The organism is Sinorhizobium saheli, from assembly GCF_001651875.1.
GTDB classification, from domain to species: domain Bacteria; phylum Pseudomonadota; class Alphaproteobacteria; order Rhizobiales; family Rhizobiaceae; genus Sinorhizobium; species Sinorhizobium saheli.
Genome location: NZ_LNQB01000098.1, coordinates 26216 through 45975, shown reverse-complemented (window position 1 = coordinate 45975; position 19760 = coordinate 26216). Strand labels below are relative to the sequence as shown.

At 65.9% G+C, this 19760-nt stretch carries 18 protein-coding genes; 5 read left to right on the top strand and 13 right to left on the bottom strand.

Annotated features, from left to right (window positions below; genetic code table 11):
* Positions 1-186 precede the first annotated feature (186 nt).
* The 4 genes from ATB98_RS25065 to ATB98_RS25050 all read left to right on the top strand — a co-directional run bounded on the left by ATB98_RS25065 (position 187) and on the right by ATB98_RS25050 (position 3888).
* The gene (locus tag ATB98_RS25065; protein WP_066878647.1) at positions 187-1407 is read left to right on the top strand and encodes a phosphopentomutase; all 1221 of its coding nucleotides are present in this window, start codon (positions 187-189) and stop codon (positions 1405-1407) included.
* Complete coding sequence (locus ATB98_RS25060) at positions 1404-2378, top strand: adenosine deaminase (RefSeq protein WP_066878644.1); 975 nt, start codon at positions 1404-1406, stop codon at positions 2376-2378. The genes ATB98_RS25065 and ATB98_RS25060 overlap by 4 nt, the downstream gene beginning before the upstream one ends.
* 242 nt (positions 2379-2620) lie before the next feature.
* Complete coding sequence (upp, locus tag ATB98_RS25055) at positions 2621-3250, top strand: uracil phosphoribosyltransferase (protein WP_066878642.1); 630 nt, start codon at positions 2621-2623, stop codon at positions 3248-3250.
* A 125-nt stretch (positions 3251-3375) separates the two neighbouring features.
* Positions 3376-3888 carry a retropepsin-like aspartic protease family protein gene (locus ATB98_RS25050; RefSeq protein ID WP_066878640.1) on the top strand — a complete coding sequence of 171 codons (513 nt, stop codon included), beginning with the start codon at positions 3376-3378 and terminating at the stop codon, positions 3886-3888.
* Here the strand turns inward: ATB98_RS25050 and deoA are convergent.
* From deoA to ATB98_RS24985, 13 genes are all read right to left on the bottom strand, one after another.
* Complete coding sequence (gene deoA / locus ATB98_RS25045) at positions 3881-5197, bottom strand: thymidine phosphorylase (protein WP_066878638.1); 1317 nt, start codon at positions 5195-5197, stop codon at positions 3881-3883. The genes ATB98_RS25050 and deoA overlap by 8 nt on opposite strands.
* A 1-nt stretch (position 5198) precedes the next feature.
* Complete coding sequence (locus ATB98_RS25040) at positions 5199-5996, bottom strand: purine-nucleoside phosphorylase (protein ID WP_066878636.1); 798 nt, start codon at positions 5994-5996, stop codon at positions 5199-5201.
* Positions 5993-6388 (bottom strand): cytidine deaminase, encoded by a 396-nt coding sequence (locus ATB98_RS25035; RefSeq protein WP_066878634.1) that lies wholly within the window; start codon positions 6386-6388, stop codon positions 5993-5995. Before ATB98_RS25035 ends, ATB98_RS25040 begins: the two co-directional genes overlap by 4 nt.
* An 8-nt stretch (positions 6389-6396) precedes the next feature.
* A complete protein-coding gene (locus ATB98_RS25030) occupies positions 6397-7368 on the bottom strand; it encodes an ABC transporter permease (RefSeq protein ID WP_066878632.1) in 972 nt (323 codons plus the stop codon).
* 4 nt (positions 7369-7372) lie between these two features.
* Positions 7373-8506 (bottom strand): ABC transporter permease, encoded by a 1134-nt coding sequence (locus ATB98_RS25025; RefSeq protein ID WP_066878630.1) that lies wholly within the window; start codon positions 8504-8506, stop codon positions 7373-7375.
* The gene (locus ATB98_RS25020; protein ID WP_066878627.1) at positions 8503-10038 is read right to left on the bottom strand and encodes an ABC transporter ATP-binding protein; all 1536 of its coding nucleotides are present in this window, start codon (positions 10036-10038) and stop codon (positions 8503-8505) included. The genes ATB98_RS25025 and ATB98_RS25020 overlap by 4 nt, the downstream gene beginning before the upstream one ends.
* 339 nt (positions 10039-10377) lie before the next feature.
* The gene (locus ATB98_RS25015; protein WP_066878625.1) at positions 10378-11136 is read right to left on the bottom strand and encodes an SDR family oxidoreductase; all 759 of its coding nucleotides are present in this window, start codon (positions 11134-11136) and stop codon (positions 10378-10380) included.
* A 102-nt stretch (positions 11137-11238) separates the two neighbouring features.
* Positions 11239-12528 carry a Gfo/Idh/MocA family oxidoreductase gene (locus tag ATB98_RS25010; protein ID WP_066878623.1) on the bottom strand — a complete coding sequence of 430 codons (1290 nt, stop codon included), beginning with the start codon at positions 12526-12528 and terminating at the stop codon, positions 11239-11241.
* 159 nt (positions 12529-12687) lie between these two features.
* The gene (locus ATB98_RS25005) at positions 12688-13512 is read right to left on the bottom strand and encodes a sugar phosphate isomerase/epimerase family protein (protein ID WP_066878621.1); all 825 of its coding nucleotides are present in this window, start codon (positions 13510-13512) and stop codon (positions 12688-12690) included.
* 197 nt (positions 13513-13709) lie between these two features.
* Complete coding sequence (locus ATB98_RS25000) at positions 13710-15128, bottom strand: enolase-like domain-containing protein (RefSeq protein ID WP_066878619.1); 1419 nt, start codon at positions 15126-15128, stop codon at positions 13710-13712.
* A 10-nt stretch (positions 15129-15138) separates the two neighbouring features.
* A complete protein-coding gene (locus tag ATB98_RS24995; protein ID WP_066878617.1) occupies positions 15139-16302 on the bottom strand; it encodes a dihydrodipicolinate synthase family protein in 1164 nt (387 codons plus the stop codon).
* 3 nt (positions 16303-16305) lie between these two features.
* The gene (locus ATB98_RS24990) at positions 16306-17454 is read right to left on the bottom strand and encodes a Gfo/Idh/MocA family protein (protein ID WP_066878615.1); all 1149 of its coding nucleotides are present in this window, start codon (positions 17452-17454) and stop codon (positions 16306-16308) included.
* Positions 17455-17577: 123 nt separating this feature from the next.
* Positions 17578-18255 (bottom strand): TetR/AcrR family transcriptional regulator, encoded by a 678-nt coding sequence (locus ATB98_RS24985; RefSeq protein WP_066878613.1) that lies wholly within the window; start codon positions 18253-18255, stop codon positions 17578-17580.
* 216 nt (positions 18256-18471) lie between these two features.
* Here ATB98_RS24985 and ATB98_RS24980 point away from each other — a divergent pair, with 216 nt between their 5' ends.
* Positions 18472-19758 (top strand): ABC transporter substrate-binding protein, encoded by a 1287-nt coding sequence (locus ATB98_RS24980; RefSeq protein ID WP_066878611.1) that lies wholly within the window; start codon positions 18472-18474, stop codon positions 19756-19758.
* Positions 19759-19760 lie beyond the last annotated feature (2 nt).

The window sequence follows — 19760 nt, the reverse complement described above, 5'->3', positions numbered from 1 at the left end:
TCCGTCCAGCCGCCGTCGTCTGGCGGAAACCGGCGACATCGCCGTCGCGTGACCGACGGCATCAATTGCAATAGCCAGGACCCCGCGGTATTCCTGCCGGATTGCGCGAGCGATCCTTCGCGCAGGCTCAACGGTACCGGCTCGCCCTCTCCCGCATCTCGCGTTCCGGTTCTATCCAGGTGTTCAATGGCGCGTGCATTTCTCTTCGTCCTCGACTCCTTCGGCATCGGCAATGCGCCGGATGCGGAAGCCTTCGGCGATCTCGGTGCCGATACGCTCGGTCATATCGCCGAGTTCTGCGCGGCCGGTGCGGCGGATCGCGCGGGCTTGCGCGAAGGGCCGCTCCACCTTCCCGCCATGTCCGCGCTCGGCCTCGTGCACGCGGCGAAGCTCGCGACGGGGCGGGTTCCGGCCGGCATGGCCCTGCCGGAGCGGGTCTACGGCGTCTACGGCGCCGCAAGCGAGGTCTCGCGCGGCAAGGACACGCCGTCCGGCCACTGGGAGATCGCCGGCACGCCGGTGCGGTTCGACTGGGGCTATTTCCCGGCGGAGGGCGACGCCTTTCCGCCCGCGCTCGTCGAGGCGATCTGCCGCGAGGGCGATGTCCCCGGCATCCTCGGCAATTGCCATGCCTCCGGCACCGAGATCATCACCCGCCACGGCGAGGAACATATGCTGAGCGGCAAGCCGATCTGCTACACCTCGTCCGATTCGGTCCTGCAGATCGCCGCGCATGAAGGGACCTTCGGGCTCGACCGGCTGCTCGAGCTCTGCGAGGTCGTCCGCCGGCTCGTCGACGACTACAATATCGGCCGCGTGATCGCCCGGCCCTTCGTCGGCAGCAATCCGGGCAACTTCACCCGCACCGGCAATCGGCGCGACTATTCGGTGCTGCCGCCGGAGCCGACGGTCCTCGACCGGCTGAAGGAGGCCGGCCGCGCGGTGCATGCGATCGGCAAGATCGGCGATATCTTCGCCCATCAGGGGGTGACGAAACTCACCAAGGCCAACGGCAACATGGCGCTGTTCGACGCCAGTCTCGAGGCGATCGAGGACGCCGAGGAGGGCAGCCTCGTCTTCACCAATTTCGTCGACTTCGACATGCTCTACGGCCATCGCCGCGACGTGCCCGGCTATGCCGCCGCGCTCGAAGCCTTCGACGCCCGCCTGCCCGATCTCGACCGCCGCCTGAAGCCCGGCGACATGGTGATCCTCACGGCCGACCATGGCTGCGATCCGACCTGGCGCGGGACCGACCACACGCGCGAACGCGTGCCGGTGCTGATGTTCGGCCCGACGCTCCGGAGCCGCTCCTTCGGCATCGCCGACAGTTTCGCGCATATCGGCGAGACCGTCGCCAGACATCTCGGCATCGCGCCGGGCGCACATGGGAGAAGCCTCATTTGACCGCTCACCTGAAGAAAGCAGAGCTGCATTGCCACATCGAAGGCGCCACACCGCCGGAGCTGGCGCTGCGGCAGGCCCGGAAATACGGCATCGACACGAGCGCGATCATCCGCGACGGGGCCTATGTCTGGGAGGATTTCACCAGCTTCGTCAGGTGCTACGACGCCGTCGCCTCGCTGTTTCGCACCGAGGGAGACTATGCGCTGCTTGCCGAGACCTATCTCAGCGAGCTCGCCGAGGCGGGGACGATCTACAGCGAGATCATCGTCTCGCCCGACCATGGCGAAACGATCGGGCTCGGCGCCGATGCCTATATCGAGGGCCTTGCCGCCGGAATGGAGGCAGCCAGAGCGAAAACCGGGATCGAGTCGCGCATGCTGATCACCGGCATCCGCCATCTCGGACCGGAATCGGTCATCAGCACCGCGCAATACGCCGCCATGCGCCGCCACCCCCTCGTGACCGGCTTCAACCTGGCGGGCGAGGAGCGGATGCACAGCGTCGCCGCCTTTTCCCGCGCCTTCGACATCGTGCGCGACGCCGGTCTCGGCCTCACCATCCACGCCGGCGAGCTTTGCGGCGCCTTCAGCGTCCGCGATGCGCTCGACCATGTCCGCCCGTCGCGGATCAGCCACGGGGTGCGGGCGATCGAGGACGCGGATCTCGTCAAGCGCCTCGCCGACGAGGGCGTCGTGCTCGAAGTCTGTCCCGGCTCGAACGTCGCCCTGCAGGTCTTCCCGGATTTCGCCTCCCATCCGCTCAGGTCGCTTTACGAGGCCGGCGTGCGCGTCACGCTCAACTCCGACGATCCGCCCTTCTTCCACACCTCGCTCGCCCAGGAATACGAGATCGCCTTCCACGCCATGGGATTTGCGGATGGCGACATCAACCGCATGACAAAGACGGCGATCGAGGCGGCCTTCGTCGATGAACCGACGAGAGAGAGGCTGCTGGCGGGGTTACACGTCTAACTGAGAAAGTTACCCTCACAACTTTGCGTGTTTGCCCCTCACCCTAGCCCTCTCCCCGCACGCGGGGAGAGGGGATTTAAGCGCCGCTGCGAGTCTCCTTCGCCCCGCGTGCGGGGAGAAGGTGGCCGGCAGGCCGGATGAGGGGCTCACGAGACAGCCAAGTTCGACCAACACCCTTGCGGCCTCCCCTCTTTCCATGGAAAAGAGGCCGAATACTCAAATTTCTCGCGGGAAGGTGAGCCATGGACGGCGTAACAGTGATCGATCATCCGCTGGTGCAGCACAAGCTGACCATCATGCGCAAGAAGGAGACCTCGACCGCGGGCTTCCGCCGGCTGCTGAAGGAAATCTCGACGCTGCTCTGCTACGAGGTCACGCGCGATCTGGAACTCACCGTGGAGCGGATCGAGACGCCGCTCACCGAAACCGACTCCCCGGTGCTCGAAGGCAAGAAGCTTGTCTTCGCCTCGATCCTGCGCGCCGGCAACGGCCTGCTCGAAGGCATGCTCGAACTCGTGCCCTCGGCCCGCGTCTCGCATATCGGCGTCTATCGCGACCACGAGACGCTGCAGCCGGTCGAGTATTATTTCAAGGCGCCGGAGAACCTCAACGAACGGCTCGTCATCGTCGTCGACCCGATGCTTGCGACCGGCAACTCCTCGATCGCCGCGATCGACAAGCTGAAGGAACGCGGCGCGAAGAACATCCGGTTCCTCTGCCTGCTGGCCGCCCCCGAGGGCATCCGCAATTTCAAGACCGCGCATCCCGACGTGCAGATCTTCACCGCCTCGATCGACAGCCATCTCAACGAAAAGGGCTACATCGTGCCGGGCCTTGGCGACGCCGGCGACCGCATGTACGGCACGAAATAAATTTTCCCTTAACCAGGCTCGCAGGAAAAGACGAGGCCGCCGGATTTCCGGCGGCTTTTTTAAAAGGCGTTAGCGATGATCGGCCCAGAATCGGCGGAAAGCCTGCCGACATCCGGAGCCAGCAGATGATCACACGCCTCCTCGCCTTTGCCGGCGGAATTGCCGTCCTGGCGCTTGCCGTCCCGGAGCTTGCCTCGACCTATCTCGACCGGCGGGAGGCCGCCCCGGCGCAAGCTCCCGCGCCGACCGCCGCCAAATACGCGAGCGGCAAGGCCGTCGTCCTCGAGGCCGATCGTTCCGGTCATTTCATCGGCACCTTCCGGATCAACGGGCGATCGGAAAATGGATTGGTCGATACCGGCGCCAGCACCATCGCCATCAATGCCTCTGCGGCGCGGCGGTTCGGCATTTCCGTCGGCAGCCTTTCGTTCGACGCGCGTGCACGGACGGCGAACGGCATCGTGGCGGCCGCCCATGTCCGCCTCGACCGCGTCGAGATCGGCGGCATTTCGCTCAAGGATGTCGATGCGATGGTGCTGCCGGACAAGGCGCTTTCGGGGACGCTCGTCGGCATGTCCTTCCTCAGCCGGCTGTCCTCCTATCGCGTCGCGGACGGCGCGCTGCATCTTTTCAGATGATCCTGGAGACGATCACCGGGCGGGGTTTGGGACGCTCGTCGGCGATCGCGTAGAGGGCAGCGACCTTTTGGCCGACCGCCTCGGCCTGGCTCCGGCCGGCGGCGTGCACGAAGGCGATCGGCTCGCCTTGCTCAACCTTGGTCCCGAGCGGCTTCAATTGCGAGAGACCGACGCGATGGTCGATGCGGTCGTCCGGGCGTGCGCGTCCGCCGCCGAGCGCTATCACCGCCATTCCGAGTTCGCGCGTTTCGCAAGCCGTGAGATAGCCATCCCTGCCGGCCGGCACCGGCACGACGGCCGGAGCCTTTTCGAGATAGGCAGCGGGGCGATCGACGAAATCGGCGGGGCCGCCGAGCCGATGGACCATGCGGGCGAAGCGCTCCATCGCGGCGCCGCTCTCGAGAACGCGGCGCGCCGTGGCCTCGGCTTCCGCCTTGTGCGCCGCCATGCCCGCCGCCTCGAGCATTTCCGCCGCCAGGGCCATGACGACCTGATCGAGCCGCGTATCCTTCTTGCCGCCGCGCAGATAGGCCAGGCAGTTTTCGATTTCGAGCGCATTGCCGACCGCATCCGCCAGCGGCTCGTTCATGTCGGTGATCAGCGCCGAAGTGCGCAGGCCGGCGCCATTGGCGACATCGACGAGCGAGCGCGCGAGGATCTCGGTTTCGCGCGGATCGGTCATGAAGGAGCCGTTGCCGAGCTTGACGTCGAGCACCAGCGACTGAAGACCGGCGGCAAGTTTCTTCGAGAGGATGGAGGCGGTGATCAGCGGTACCGAGTCGACCGTCGCCGTCACGTCGCGGATCGCGTAGAGGCGCTTGTCGGCCGGCGCGAGATTGGCCGTCTGGCCGATGATGGCGCAGCCGACCTCGTCGGCCACCTGGCGGAACAGCTCGGGCGACGGCTGAATGTTATAGCCCGGAATCGATTCGAGCTTGTCGAGCGTGCCGCCGGTATGGCCGAGCCCCCGACCCGAGATCATCGGCACCGCGAGACCGTAGGCGGCGACGATCGGCGCCAGTATCAAGGAGACATTGTCGCCGACGCCGCCGGTCGAGTGCTTGTCGACGATCGGGCGGCCGAAGGCGCTCCAGTCGAGCGTCTCGCCGGAATCGCGCATCGCCAGCGTCAGCGCCACGCATTCGTCGCGATTCATGCCGGAGAACCAGACCGCCATGGCGAAGGCCGCGATCTGCCCCTCGGACAGCGAGCCGTCGGTGACGCCCCTGACGAAGTCGACTATCTCCGCGGCGTCGAGCCGGCCGCCGTCCCTCTTCTTGCGGATCACCTCCTGGGGGAGCAGGGCCATGTCAGCCTTCGCTCGCGATCAGCTCTTTCAGGATCGCCGCCAGCCGCTGGCCGCCGAAGGGCGCCATCTCCTTGGTCTCCTGATGGCTGAGCTCAGCCCCGGTCATGCCGGCCGCGAAATTGGTGATGACGGAGGCGGCCGCGACCCTCAGGCCGAAAAACCGGGCGAGGATGACCTCCGGAACCGTCGACATGCCGACGGCATCGGCGCCGAGAACCCGGGCCATGCGGATTTCCGCCGGGGTCTCGAAGCTCGGGCCGGAGAACCACATGTAGACGCCGCGGGCGAGCGGGATGCCGAGCCGGTCGGCCGCCTCCTCCATCCGCTCGGCGAGAGCCGCGTCATAGGCGTTGGTCATGCCGACGAAGCGATCGTCGCTGTCGACGCCGATCAGCGGATTGGCGCCGGAGAAGGCGATGTGGTCGGCGATGCGCATCACCGAGCCAGGCGGCATGTCCTCACGCACCGATCCGGCGGAATTGGTGAGAATGAGGCTTTCGACGCCGATCCGCTTCAACGTTTCGATCGGCACGCGCATGGCGTTGGCATCGCCACGCTCGTAGAAATGGACGCGACCGGAGAGCACGGCGACGGGAACGTCACCAAGCCTGCCGGCAACGAGTTCCCCGGCATGGCCGGAGACGCTGCCCACCGGGAAACCGGGAAGCTCCGCATAGGGAACGCGGACCGGGTCGGCCACCGCGTCGATGAGCGAGCCGAGGCCGGAACCGAGCACGATGCCGTAGCGCGGCGCGAGCGTGCCGAGCTTGCCCTTGAGGAATTCCGCCGCCGCCGTCATCCGAGGATCTCGGTCTCGAAGCTGTGCGGCAGGAGATCGGAGAGCGCCAGCGACTTCTTGATGCCCGTCTCGTCGCAGAGATAGATGCGCGTGCTGGCGCCGGAAAATTCCGCGAGCCGCTGGCGGCAGCCGCCGCAGGGCGGGCAGAGCGCGAGCTTCTCGGCGACGACCGCCACCTCCATGATCTTGCGCTGCCCGGCCATCACCATATGGCTGATCGCCGTCGTCTCCGCGCACCAGCCTTCCGGAAACGACAGGTTCTCGATATTGGCGCCGGTATAGATCCTGCCGTCCTCGGCGCGGATCGCCGCCCCCACCGGAAACTTGGAATAGGGCGCATGCGCCTTTGCCATGGCTTCACGCGCCGCGACGAAGAGCTCGTTCTTGGGCATGGTGTGGACTAACGCTCCTTTACATAGGGTACGCCGCCGGCCTTCGGCGGTATGGCCTTGCCGATGAAGCCGGCAAGGAGGATGACGGTGAGGATATAGGGCAGCGCCTGCATGAATTGCACCGGAACCTGGCCGACGAGCGGCAGCGGCGTGCCCTGCAGCCGGATCGCCAGCGCATCGAGGAAGCCGAAGAGCAGGCAGGCGAACATGATATTGACCGGCCGCCACTTGGCGAAGATGAGCGCCGCCAGCGCGATATAGCCCTTGCCCGCGGTCATGCCCTTGACGAAGCCGGCAGTCATCGCCAGCGACAGATAGGCGCCGGCAAAGCCGCAGAGGATGCCGCAGCAGATGACCGCCCGGTACCGGAGCCAGATCACCGAGATGCCGGCGGTATCGACCGCGCCGGGGTTCTCGCCGACCGCGCGGAGCCTGAGCCCGAAGCGGGTGCGGTAGAGCACCCACCAGCTCGCCGGCACCATGGCGAAGGCGATGTAGGTCAAGAGGAAATGTCCGGACAGCAGGTCCGCATAGATCGGCCCGAGGAACGGCACCTCGCGGATAACGTCCGCTTCCGGCAGACTGATCGTCTGGAACCGTGCGCCGTCGGCGAGCGCCGGCGTGCGGCCGCCCTGGCGGAACCAGGCTTCGCCGAGGATCACGGTGGAGCCGGCGACGATGAAATTGATTGCCACTCCGGAGACGATCTGGTTGCCGCGCTGGGTGATCGACGCATAGCCGTGGACCAGCGACAGCAGCACCGAAACGAGGATCGCCGCGAGGAGGCCGGCCCAGACCGACTGGGTGACGGCAGCGACGGCGCCGGCGGCGAAGGCGGCGCCGAGCATCTTGCCCTCGAGCCCGATGTCGAAAACGCCGGCCCGCTCGGTGAAGAGCCCGGCGAGCGCCGCAAAGAGCAGCGGCACCGAGACGCGGATGGTCGATTCCAGGAGCACGACGAGGACGTGGAAGAAATCCATGGCTTCAGGCTCCCTTGGCCTGGACGACGGCGGCCGCGCGCTGGCCGCGCATCGCGAAGGCGCGCGTGATCGCCGGCCGGAACATGTTTTCGAGCGCACCGGCAAAGAGGATGACGAGGCCCTGGATGATGACGATCATGTCGCGCGAGATCGACGGCATCTCGAAGGCGATCTCCGCCCCGCCCTGGTAGAGGACGCCGAAGAGGATCGCGGCGGGGATGATGCCGCCCGGATGCGAGCGGCCCATCAGCGCGACGGCGATGCCGACGAAGCCGGCGCCCTGGACGAAATCGAGCTGCATGCGGAACTGCTCGCCCATGATCGGGTTCAAGGCCATCATCCCGGCAAGCCCGCCGGAGATCATCATGGTGATGACGGTGATGCGGCTCTCGCGAATGCCGGCATAGCGCGCGGCCGATGGGCTATGGCCCATGGTGCGCATCTCGTAGCCGAGCCGGGTGCGCCAGATCAGCACCCAGACGCCGAAGGCGGCGGCGAGCGCCAGCAGGAAGGAAATGTTGAACGGCGCCGTGCCGACGTCGAGACCGAAGATCGACAGGAGCCAATCGAGCTTCGGCAATTGCCCGCCCTCGGCGAAGGTCCTGGTCTGCGGCGCCATCGAGCCGAGCGGCTTCAGGACGCGCGTCAGGAGATAGACCATCAGGCTCGAGGCGATGAAGTTGAACATGATGGTGGTGATGACGATGTGGCTGCCGCGCTTCGCCTGCAGCCAGCCGGGCAGGAACGCCCAGAGCGCGCCGAAGAAGACCGAGCCGAGGATGGCGAGCGGGAAGACCACGTACCAGGGCATCACCTTGTCGAGCCACAGGCAGGCGAGCGCCACGCCGATGCCGCCGACATAGGCCTGGCCCTCGCCGCCGATGTTGAAGAGCCCGGCATGGAAGGCGACCGCGACGGCAAGGCCGGTGAAGATGAAGGTGGTGGCGTAATAGAGCGTGAAGCCGATATATTCGCCGCGGCCGAAGGCGCCGTTGATCAGGTGGTAGGCGGCCTCGAGCGGATTCTCGCCGACGAGCAGCACGACGAGGCCGGCGACGAGAAAGGCAACGGCGAGGTTGACCAGCGGGACGAGGCCGTATTCGACCCATCCCGGAAGCTTCGCATAGGGTGTGCTCATCCTGCGGCCTCCTTGCGGCCTTCGACACCGGCCATCAGGAGGCCGAGCTCGCCCTCGCTCGCTTCCGGGCTGCGCTCGCCGACGACGCGGCCCGCAAACATCACGAGGATGCGGTCGGAAAGGGAACGGATCTCGTCGAGCTCGACCGAGACGAGCAGCACGGCCTTGCCCTGGTCGCGCATTTCGATGATCCGCTTGTGGATGAATTCGATCGCGCCGACGTCGACGCCGCGGGTCGGCTGGCCGATGATCAGCACGTCCGGCCCGCGCTCCATCTCGCGGGCGAGCACGATCTTCTGCTGGTTGCCGCCGGAGAAATTCGCCGTTTTCAGCCGCGCATTGGGCGGGCGGATATCGTATTTGGCGATCTTCTCCTCGGCATCCTTGCGGATCGCGTCGATGTCGAGGAAGACGCCGTTCAGGTAGCGCGGATCGTTGTGATAGCCGAGGATGGCGTTCTCGCTCTCCTCGAACTTGAGAACGAGGCCGACATGGTGGCGATCCTCCGGCACATGCGCGAGCCCGCGAGCCCTGAGCTCGGCGGGGTCCCTGTGCCCCGTCACGTCGACGGACCTGCCGTTCAGGAGCACCGTTCCGGAGGTCGCCCTGCGGATGCCGGCGATCGCTTCGAGCAGTTCCGACTGGCCGTTGCCGGCGACCCCGGCGATGCCGACGATCTCGCCGGCCCGCACCTCGAAGGAGACGTCGTCGACCATGGTGACGCCGCGGCTGTCCTTGACGGTCAGCCCTTGCACCGCGAGCTTCACGTCGCCGGGCTTCGCCTCGCCCTTCTGGACGCGCAGCAGCACGCGGCGGCCGACCATGAGCTCGGCGAGTTCCTCGACCGTGGTCTCGCGGGTCGTGCGGGTCGCGACCATTTCGCCGCGGCGCATCACCGAGACCTCGTCGGTGATCGCCATGATCTCGCGCAGCTTATGGGTGATCAGGATGATCGTCTTTCCCTGGGCCTTGAGCTGGCCGAGGATGCGGAAGAGATGATCGGCCTCGGCCGGCGTCAAAACGCCGGTCGGCTCGTCGAGGATGAGGATATCGGCCCTGCGGTAGAGCGCCTTCAGGATTTCCACGCGCTGCTGAAGCCCGACCGGCAGTTCCTCGATCAGGGCGTCGGGATTGACCTCGAGCGCATATTCCTTCTCGAGCCGCTTCAGTTCCTGCCGCGCCTTGTTTATGCCCTTGTTGAGGATCTGGCTGTCCTCGGCGCCGAGCATGACGTTTTCGAGCACGGTGAAATTCTCGACCAGCATGAAGTGCTGGTGCACCATGCCGATGCCGACGGAGATCGCCGTGTTCGGATCGCGAATGGAGACCTGCTTGCCGCAGACCAGGATTTCGCCGCGGTCGGCCTGATAGAAGCCGTAGAGGATCGACATCAGCGTCGATTTGCCGGCGCCGTTTTCGCCGATGATGCCGTGGATCGTGCCCTTGCGAACCTTGAGGTTGATGTCCTTGTTGGCGTGGACCAGCCCGAAGCTCTTGTCGATCCCACGCAATTCGATGGCAATATCATCCATATCGGCCTGCAATCCCCTTTGCGCCCGCTTCGGCCTCCTTCCCAAAACCGTGCCGGCTTTTTTTACCATTTGGTATAGGTTTATCACCGATTTTCGGCCGCGAAAGCCCTTAAATCGCGATCTCCTTATACTGTCACCGGATCACTGGTGAGAGTCCAGCGCGAATATGCACAGGGGAGATGGGGCGGGACGAGGCGACATTAAGGGCGAATGGCGGCTCCCGAGAACCCCTCCCAACCCCTCGCCGTAGGTGGGAGGGGTTGGGGAGGGGTCTTGCTCGTACTTCCAATGGCGGCCGCGGAAGCCGCCGAACAACACCGTCGCGACAGCTTCGCTCCGCTATAGGAGGCGCACCGACATGCCTCCGTCGACCACCATCGGACTGCCGGTCATGAATCGGGACCGGTCGGATAGCAGGAAAAGCGCGGCCTGGGCGATCTCCAGGGGGGAAGCCATCCTCTTCATCGGGTGCAGGCCCGAAATGAAGGTCAAGGCGTCGGGATTGCCTTCGCCAGCGGCAGGGGTAACGGTGCCTCCCGGCAACAGCGCGTTGACCCGGACCCCATCGGCGGCATGCTCGGCAGCAATGGACTGGACAAAACCGATGAGCCCCGCCTTCGAGGCTGCATAGGCTGCCATGCCGGGCAGTCCCCCGTTGCTGAAACCGACGAAGGAAGAGGTGAAGACAATGGAGCCGCCTCCCTGTTCCTTCAGGACCGGCACCTGGGCCTTGGCGGCCCAGAACGCACTGGTCAAGTTCGTCGCAAGAACTGCGTTCCAGTTCTCGATGGACATGTCGGGCACCGGCGTCATGTCGCCGACGACCCCTGCATTGTTGAACGCACCATCGAGGCTGCCGAAACGCTCAAGAGCCAGTTCGGTCAGTGTCGTCGCATAGACTTCATCCAGCAGATCACCGGGACGATAGACGGCGCTACCGCCGCCCCTGGTGATGTCATCGGCAACGCTGCGGAGTTCGTCGGCTCGTCGGGCGGCCAGAACGACATTGGCGCCCTCGGATGCGAACAATCTCGCGGCGGCGGCTCCTATCCCGCTGCTCGCTCCGGTGATGATGATTGTCTTGTTCGTCAGTTCCATCTTCATCTCCTGCTTCTGTTGCAGGAGATGGCTATTGCGCCTCGCCGTCTGTCGCCACCCGTTTCCTGTCCCGGTGCGGACGTCCGCCCCAGAGCGGGATCCTTACCCCGCCCGCGCGGCCACCTTGTGAACCGCCTGACCGTCGCCCTCGAACAGCTCCGGCATCAGTTCGACAAGCCGCACCAGCTTGCCGGTACGTGCGCTCGTCAGCGCCGCGATGCCGCAGAGGACGGACATGGCGCCGGCCCGGGCGCCGGCCCTCTGGCCGAGCGGATCGCTCGCGCCGGGGTGGAAAAGCATGTTCCGCATGCGGTCGTCGCCGCCGTAATGCCCGCCGGGGGAATGCGGAACAGCGATGCGCTCAACCGCCGGCTTGCCCTTGGGGAAATTGCGGACGAGCAGGATGACGTCTTCCTCCGGCGTCTCCCAGGGCTGGTCTTCGAACTGGCGAAGCTCGATCCGCCCCCTGGTGCCGTTGAAGGCGATGTGGTGGCCCTCGATCGGCTGGAAGGTGTTCAAGGAATAGGAGACGTGGACATTGTTGCGATAGCGGATGTTCGCGACCATCGTGTCGGGAATGTCGATGTCCTCGCGGAAGACGCAGCCGTCGCGGAAATAGCCGTCGATCCCGGACGGCTCCTCGTAGAGCGCATCGAGGAAGGGATCGGCCTCGAGATCGAGGAAGAAATCGCACTCGCCCTTGTGCGGACAGAGCTTGCAGCGCGGACCGCGAAACGGCCCCTTGCGGCCGTACATCTGGAGGTCGGCGAAGGCCGAGACGGTCTCCGGATCGCTGTCTAGGTACCAGTTCAGGAGGTCGAAATGGTGCGTCGCCTTGTGCACGAAGAGGCTGCCGGAGCGCTCCGTATAGGCGTGCCAGCGGCGGAAATAATCGGCGCCATGGCGTGTATCGAGATACCAGTGGAAGTCGACGGAGGTGACGCGGCCGATCTCGCCGGCGTTGATGAGTTCCTTGATGCGCGCCGCCGTCGGCGCGAAGCGGTAGTTGAAGGAGACGTCCACCCGCCGGCCGGTGCGCTTCTCCGCCTCCAGGATGCGGCGGATCTTGTCGACCGTCGTCGACATCGGCTTTTCGGTGATGACGTCGGCGCCGGATTCGAGCGCGCGCACGACGATGTCGTCATGGGTGTCGTCCGGCGTGCAGACGATGACGAGGTCCGGCCGCGCCTCGGCGAGCATCGCGTCGACGTCGCCGTAGATCGGCGCGTTCGTGGCGATCATCGTGCGGGCGCGTTCCGCCCTCAGCGCGTTCGTGTCGGCAATGGCGACGAGGTCGACTTGGCCGCGCCAGCCGGCGAGAAGCTCCCTTCCCCACATGGTGGTGCCGCGGTTGCCGGTGCCGACCAGCGCAAAACGACGTTTGTTATCCATCTTCCTCACGCAATCCTGTCTGGAGTGGCGCCGCTCGACTGGCGGCAGCGATGCAAACATGTAAAGCAAATATACATGCTAGCGACGTGAATCGGCGAAAGCCGAGGTGATTGCCGGCGGTTCCGTCGCCAACTTGTAAGGAACGCAATCGAGCTCATCTCAACAGCAGTTCCGGTAGCGCTCGACGCAGGTGGCGATCACCTCGTCGGCCGGGCGCTTCCACCAATTGTCGGCGGAAAAGATCTCGACCTCCTGCGCCCCATGAAAGCCGGCCGCCTCGATCCGGCGGCGGATGCCTTTCAGGTCGATCACACCGTCACCCATCATGCCGCGATCGGTCAGCATGTCCCGGGTCGGCACCAGCCAGTCGCAGATGTGATGGGCGACGATGGCCTTCATCCGGCCGGCCCGCGCGATCTGGTTGGCAAGGTCGGGATCCCACCAGACATGATAGACATCGATCGCGACGCCGACGCCGGGGCCGAGCGCCTCGCAGACATCGAGCGCCTGGCCGAGTGTGTTCACGCAGGCCCGGTCGGCGGCATACATCGGATGCAGCGGCTCGATCGCCAGCGGCACTTGCGCGGCGCGCGCGTGCGGCAGCACGGCGGCGATCCCCTCCTCGACCATGCGGCGGGCGGCATCGATGTTCTTCGAGCCGCCGGGCAGGCCGCCGACCACCAGCACCAGGCAATCGGCGCCAAGGGCCGCCGCCTCGTCGACCGCCCGCCTGTTGTCGTCGATCGCCTTCTCCCGGCCCGCCGCATCCGGCGCCGGGAAGAAGCCGCCGCGGCAGAGGCCGGTCAGCTTCAAGCCGTTGGATTTGACGATGCGGACGGCCTCCTCAAACCCGACCGCCGCCACCTGGTCACGCCAGGGGGCGATCGCGGTGATGCCGTGCTTCAGGCAGACGTCCACGGCTTCGGCAAAGCCGCACTGCTCGCGGATCGTCGCCAGATTGATGGAAAGGCCCTCGACCTGCATGCTGTTTCCTCCCTTCCGGAATTCATTTTGTGCATGTCGTCGTCCCAAAACCGCTGCACACTTTTGGGCGACATGCCAGATTTCGTTTTGTGCATGTCGTCGCCCCAAAACCGCTGCACACTTTTGGGCGACATGCCCGATTTCGTTTTGTGCATGTCGTCGTCCCAAAACCGCTGCACACTTTTGGGCGACATGCACTAATCCGCGGTCATCGCCGCCCAGTCCGGCTCGACCGCCGAGCCGAGACCGACCGCCTGAAGCGCGGTCGCAAAATTGACTTCGCCGTTGCTGATGGCGAGCCGCGTCCGTCCGGAGGCGGTCTCGTAAAGATCGCCGTGGCGCGCGAAATACGCCGCCTGCTCGGCCGCCGGCGCGCCCGCCATGCCGTCGACATAATGGTGGCCGTTGCGCTCGATGTGGCCGGCGCCGACGAGGGCGGCGAGCACGAGGTCCTGCTGGAGGCCGAGGCCGGCCTGGGTCGTCAGGTCCTCGGCGGACAGGAAGTAGCGGCCGGTGCCCGCCTCGGCGTTCCACTTCGCGACGCGGGCGCGATTGATCAGCGACCGGTAGAAGCCCTTGCAGGACTTCGACGAGATGCCGGCGTAGCCGAGATCGCGGGCGCGCGGGAACGCGCCGACGTCGCCGTCGGATTCGTCGATCTCGAGGGCCACCCGCCTGGCGAGCGTCGCGACCGAGGTCGAGAGCGCCTGAGCGCGGGCGATCGGCTGCTCGAAGAAAAGCATGGAGGCACGCAGCCTCTGCAGCCGCGGCTCGCCGTCGATCCGGTCGAGAAGTTCTCCGGCCGCATCGGCACTCTCGAACTGCTCGTTGCCGTCGAGGGTGACCCGATAGGCGTCGAAGCGGGCGTCGAGCAGCCCGGCGATGGCGGAGAGCCGCTCCACATCCTCTTTCGGCCGGCCGGACACCTTGATCTTGAAGAAGCGGTGGCCATAGGCGGCGATCACCTCGTCGAGCGTCTGCGGCAGCCCGTCGTCGCGGCGCTCGGACGGATCGAGATCGGCGGCGCTCAAGGCATCGGCAAGCCCGATCGTATGGCGCACGGCGAGCTTCGGGGCGGGGGCGATCGTCGCAAGGAAGTGCTGCAGATCGAAACCGCCGAGATCGGGCGCGGTGGCATCGGTGATCCCGAGCAGATTGCCCCTCACCGCCTCCGCCGCGCTCACCGCCTTCAGGCGGCAAAGCGCGTCGATGACGGCGCGATCGAGCAGCGCCAGCCCGTAAGATGCGACGAGCGCGGGCAGGCCATGCCTCGATGCGGCCCGGTGATGATCCGCTTCGGCCGCGGCGTGCAGGCCGAAAGCGGTGTTTGCCGGCAGGGAGCAGAGCCCCTCGATCGCCAGGCGCAGCGAGGCGCGGAGTTGCCCCAGATTGTCATCCGGCGAGAGCGCCGGATCCTTGTCGAACCATTTCGGCATCATCATCTCGGCCGACCAGCCCTCGGCCGAGCGCCCCTTGCCGTCGGCGATCCGCACCCGGACGAAGGCCTGCGGGGCGCGCTCCACGCGCGCCACCCCGAAGCGGAAGGGAAAGCGGAAATCGACCGGCCGCTCGAAGAACGCCGCTTCGACGAGCCTGACGCGAGGGGCTTCGCTCATCGGGGGCGCCTCACGCGACGCCGTTAACGGCAAGCACGCGCCGCATGCGCGAGACCGCAAGCTCCGGATCGGCAAGAGCGCCGGCCTTGTCCGCCAGACGGAAGAGCTCGGCGAAATGCGCAAGCGAGCGGGCGCTCTGCTGCCCGCCGACCATGACGAAATGATCCTGCAGGCCGTTGAGATAGGCGAGGAAGACGACGCCGGTCTTGTAGAAGCGCGTCGGCGCCTTGAAGATGTGGCGCGACAGCGGCACCGTCGGCTCCAGGAGTTCGAAGAACGCGCCGTTCCGCCCCTCGCCCAGCGCTTGCAAAGCGGCGGAAGCCACCGGCGCGATCGCATCGAAGATGCCGAGCAGCGCGTCGGAGTGCCCTTCGGCGTCGCCGGCGATGAGCTCCGCGTAGTTGAAGTCGTCGCCGGTATACATGCGCACGCCCGCGGGCAGCCGGCGGCGCATCGCGATCTCCTTCTCCTTGGAAAGGAGCGAGATCTTGATGCCGTCGACCTTTTCCGCATGCGCCTCGATCACCGCCAGGCAGGTCTTCATCGCCTCCATATGGTCGCCATTGCCCCAATAGCCCTCGAGTGCCGGGTCGAACATCTCGCCGAGCCAGTGGATGATCACCGGCTCCTTCACCTGAGACAGGATGCGGTCATAGACGCGGATATAGTCGTCCGGCCCCTTGGCGGCCGCGGCGAGCGCCCGGCTCGCCATCAGGATGATGCGGCCGTTCTCCGCCTCGATCGTCTCGATCTGGCTCTCATAGGCCTTGAGGATGTCATCGATCGTGACGTCCGGGCCCGGCGCCAGATGATCGGTGCCGGCGCCGCAGGCAATCAGCGCGCCGGGGCGGCCGCGCGCTTCGGCAAGCGCCCGGCGGATGAGCTCGCGCGCCTCCGGCCAGCCGAGGCCCATGCCGCGCTGGGCCGTGTCCATCGCCTCGGCGACGCCGAGGCCCAAATCCCAGAGCCGGTGGCGGAAGGCGAGCGTGCGCTCCCAGTCGATCGCGGGCGTCAGCCACGGATCGTTGTCGGCGAGCGGATCGGCGACGACATGGGCCGCGGCGAAGGCGACCCGCGAAAAGGCCGCCCCCTCGCGCTTCTCGAAGGCGACCGGCCGACCCGTCAGCTCGTAACGGGCGAGCCTGCCGTCGAGGGGAAGATCGATGCTCGTCATGGCTCAGAACTCCAGCGCCGGAACGTCGAGCCAGCGCCGCTCGGCCCAGGACTTGAGGCCGAGTTCGGCGAGCTGCACGCCCTTGGCGCCGGCCTCGAGCCCGTAGGGCCAGGGGGCGTCCTCGGCGACATGGCGCAGGAACATCTCCCATTGCGCCTTGAAGCCGTTGTCGAAGAGCTGCGTGTCGGGCACCTCGTCCCAGGTCTTGTAGAAATCGATCGTCTGCGGCTGGTCCGGGTTCCAGACCGGCTTCGGCGTATTGACGCGGTGCTGGGTCCAGCACTTCGTCAGCCCGGCGACGGCCGAGCCGTGCGTGCCGTCCACCTGGAAGGTGACGAGGTCGTCGCGCCGCACGCGCACGGCCCAGGAGGAATTGATCTGCGCGATCACGCCGCCATCGAGCTCGAAGGTGGCATAGGCGGCATCGTCGGTGTCGCATTCATAGGGCCGGCCCGCTTCGTCGATGCGGCTCGCAATGTGGGTGGCGCCGAGGCAGGAGACGGCCTTGACCTCGCCGAAGAGGTTGTCGAGCACGTAGCGCCAGTGGCAGAGCATGTCGAGGATGATGCCGCCGCCGTCCTTCTTCCTGTAGTTCCAGGAGGGCCGCTGCGCCGGCACGCCCCAATCGCCTTCGAAGACCCAGTAGCCGAACTCGCCGCGCACGGAGAGGATCTTGCCGAAAAAGCCGGAATCTTTCAGCAGCGCCAGCTTGCGCAGGCCGGGGAGGAACAGCTTGTCCTGCACGACGCCGTGCTTCAGCCCCGAGGCGCGCGCCTTGCGGGCGAGCTTGACCGCCGTCCTCAGGTCGTCGGAAATCGGCTTTTCGCAATAGACGTGCTTGCCGGCGTCGAGCGCCTTGCCGATGAGCTCGGCGCGCATCAGCGTCGTCCCGGCATCGAAGAAGATCTGGTCGTTCGGATCGGCCAGCGCCGCGTCGAGATCGGTCGACCAGCGGGCGATACCGTGGCGCCGCGCCAGTTGCTCGATCTTGTCGCGGTTGCGGCCGACGATGATCGGGTCGATCTCCAGGCGCTCGCCGGACTTGAGCGTGATGCCGCCCTGGTCGCGGATGGCCAGAATCGAGCGCACCAGATGCTGGTTATATCCCATCCGGCCGGTGACGCCGTGCAATATGATCCCCAGACGTGGCATACGGTCTCCTCCCTGACAGGCCTCCAAGAGAGCGGACCAGCCCTCCCAAGCCAGTAACTAAACGGTTACTTTGTGACAGACGAAAATCATGCTTGTCAACAAAAAAAACGACATGTGGTCGATTCAGCGCCGGATCGACGCCAGGGTGGCTTCGATGATGTGGCGCTCCCAGGCGACGATATTGGCGTCCTCCATCAGGTCGCGGCCGAAGATGGTCGAGAGCGTGTACTGGTGCGAAATGTAGAAGCAGCTGAGTGCGGCAATGGTCAGATAGACGTTCAGCGGATCGATATCGGTGCGGAAGAGCCCCTTCGCCTTGCCGCGTTCGAGCAGGTCGGACAGTTCGCCGATGAAGTGCGAGTGCAGTTCCTTGAGCCGCGTCGACTGGCGCAGCCAGCGGGCGCGGTGCAGGTTCTCGGTGCCGAGGAGACTTAGGAATTCCGGGTGCTGCAGGAAGTAGCGCCAGGTGAACCTGGCGAGTTCCGCTATCCCCTGCTCCGGCGCCAAGCCACTGAGATTGACCGATTTTTCCGCCGTTCTGATGTCGACATAGGCCTCCTCGAGGACGGCGAGGTACAGCTGCTCCTTGTCGCCGAAATAGTGATAGAGCATGCGCTTGTTGGTGCCGGCCCTCTCGGCGATCGCATCGACCCGCGCGCCGCCGATGCCGTTCTCGGCGAACTCCCTGGTGGCGGCGGCAAGGATCGAGGCGCGCGTGCGCTCGGGGTCGCGCTGCTGCGGTCGCTCGGCGCGCCGGCCGCCCCTCGACCTGCTCCTGACACCCTCGTCCATCTTCTCCATCACGCCACCTCCGGCACCTCGTGCCCGCGGCGGCATTCGATGCGCATTTGTAAAAATAAATTACAAGATAATGACAGCATGCCACACAACTGCTTGACACGATCATTGCTTGCTCATAACTTGTAACCAATTAGTTATTTGTTGCAAGGGGTATCGACAACACGACGATGAAGAAGTGGAGCGTTCGTGGAGGCGCTCCCGAGGGAGGAGGAACAGATGACGACCAGAATCAGCAGGCGTACGGTGCTCGCAGGAGGAGCGGCACTTCTTTCCTATGCGGCCTTCGCGCCGCGCGCATTTTCCGAGGGGCAGCGGCTGCGCTTGCTCTGGTGGGGATCCCAGACCCGCGCCGACCGCACCAACAAGGTGAGTGAGCTTTTCAAGCAGGCCAATGCCGGGGTTGAGATCAACGGCGAGTTCCTCGGCTGGAGCGACTACTGGCCGCGGCTCGCGACCCAGGTCGCCGGCGGCAACGCTCCCGACGTCATCCAGATGGATTACCGCTACATCGTCGAATATGCGCGCCGCGGGGCGCTCGCGCCGCTCGACAGCTATCTCGGCTCGGTGCTCAAGGTCGACGATTTCGACGAGGTGCAGATCAAGGGCGGCAGCGTCGACGGCAAGCTCTACGGCATCAGCCTCGGCGCCAATTCGACGGCGATGATGGTCAATACGGTCGCCTTCGAGGAGGCCGGGGTCGACCTGCCGACGCCGGCCACCACCTGGGAAGAACTCGCCCGCATGGGCGTCGAGATCACCAAGGCCGGCAAGCGCAAGGGCTATTACGGCCTTTCGGACGGCAGCGGCGTCGAGCCCTTGCTCGAAAACTGGCTGCGCCAGCGCGGTAAGGCGCTCTTCACCGCCGACGGCAAGATCGCCTATGACGCGAATGACGGCGCGGAATGGTTCGCCATGTGGCAGAAGATGCGCGACGACAAGGCCTGCGTGCCGGCCGACATCCAGGCGCTCGACCAGTTCAATATCGAGACGAGTCCCTTGTCGCTCGGAAAGGCGGCGACGTCCTACGCCCATTCCAACCAGCTCGTCGGCTACCAGGCGATCAACAAGGACAAGATCGTGCTGAGGAGCCATGCGCTGATCAGCAAGGACGCCAAGGGCGGCCACTACCGCAAGCCCTCGATGTTCTTCTCGGTCTCCGCCAAGAGCGGTGATCCGGAGCTCGGCGCCAAATATGTCAACTTCTTCGTCAAGGACCCGGAAGCGGCCAAGGTCCTCGGCGTCGAACGCGGCGTGCCGGAATCGGCCTCCGTGCGCGAGGCGCTTGCCCCGTCGCTGGACGACCTCGGACGGGCAGCGCTCGAATACGTCTCCGGCCTCGGAGAGCTTGCCGGCGACCTGCCGCCGCCGCCGCCGTCGGGCGCCGGCGAGGCGGAACTCGCTCTGCGCAGCGTCGCCGAACAGGTGGCCTTCGGCCAGCTCGACGCCAAGCAGGGCGGCGAAACGCTGGTGACCGAGATCACGCAGATCCTGTCGCGAGGCTGAGG

Bases quoted from the DNA above. Each gene is read 5' to 3' on its own strand.
- ATB98_RS25050 (WP_066878640.1), top strand. From the start codon at position 3,376: ATGATCACACGCCTCCTCGCCTTTGCCGGCGGAATTGCCGTCCTGGCG.
- ATB98_RS25015 (WP_066878625.1), bottom strand. From the start codon at position 11,136: ATGGAACTGACGAACAAGACAATCATCATCACCGGAGCGAGCAGCGGG.
- ATB98_RS25010 (WP_066878623.1), bottom strand. From the start codon at position 12,528: ATGGATAACAAACGTCGTTTTGCGCTGGTCGGCACCGGCAACCGCGGC.
- ATB98_RS25000 (WP_066878619.1), bottom strand. From the start codon at position 15,128: ATGAGCGAAGCCCCTCGCGTCAGGCTCGTCGAAGCGGCGTTCTTCGAG.
- upp (WP_066878642.1), top strand. From the start codon at position 2,621: ATGGACGGCGTAACAGTGATCGATCATCCGCTGGTGCAGCACAAGCTG.
- ATB98_RS24980 (WP_066878611.1), top strand. From the start codon at position 18,472: ATGACGACCAGAATCAGCAGGCGTACGGTGCTCGCAGGAGGAGCGGCA.
- ATB98_RS25020 (WP_066878627.1), bottom strand. From the start codon at position 10,038: ATGGATGATATTGCCATCGAATTGCGTGGGATCGACAAGAGCTTCGGG.
- ATB98_RS25025 (WP_066878630.1), bottom strand. From the start codon at position 8,506: ATGAGCACACCCTATGCGAAGCTTCCGGGATGGGTCGAATACGGCCTC.
- deoA (WP_066878638.1), bottom strand. From the start codon at position 5,197: ATGGCCCTGCTCCCCCAGGAGGTGATCCGCAAGAAGAGGGACGGCGGC.
- ATB98_RS24990 (WP_066878615.1), bottom strand. From the start codon at position 17,454: ATGCCACGTCTGGGGATCATATTGCACGGCGTCACCGGCCGGATGGGA.
- ATB98_RS24985 (WP_066878613.1), bottom strand. From the start codon at position 18,255: ATGGAGAAGATGGACGAGGGTGTCAGGAGCAGGTCGAGGGGCGGCCGG.
- ATB98_RS25030 (WP_066878632.1), bottom strand. From the start codon at position 7,368: ATGGATTTCTTCCACGTCCTCGTCGTGCTCCTGGAATCGACCATCCGC.
- ATB98_RS25040 (WP_066878636.1), bottom strand. From the start codon at position 5,996: ATGACGGCGGCGGCGGAATTCCTCAAGGGCAAGCTCGGCACGCTCGCG.
- ATB98_RS24995 (WP_066878617.1), bottom strand. From the start codon at position 16,302: ATGACGAGCATCGATCTTCCCCTCGACGGCAGGCTCGCCCGTTACGAG.
- ATB98_RS25035 (WP_066878634.1), bottom strand. From the start codon at position 6,388: ATGCCCAAGAACGAGCTCTTCGTCGCGGCGCGTGAAGCCATGGCAAAG.
- ATB98_RS25065 (WP_066878647.1), top strand. From the start codon at position 187: ATGGCGCGTGCATTTCTCTTCGTCCTCGACTCCTTCGGCATCGGCAAT.
- ATB98_RS25005 (WP_066878621.1), bottom strand. From the start codon at position 13,512: ATGCAGGTCGAGGGCCTTTCCATCAATCTGGCGACGATCCGCGAGCAG.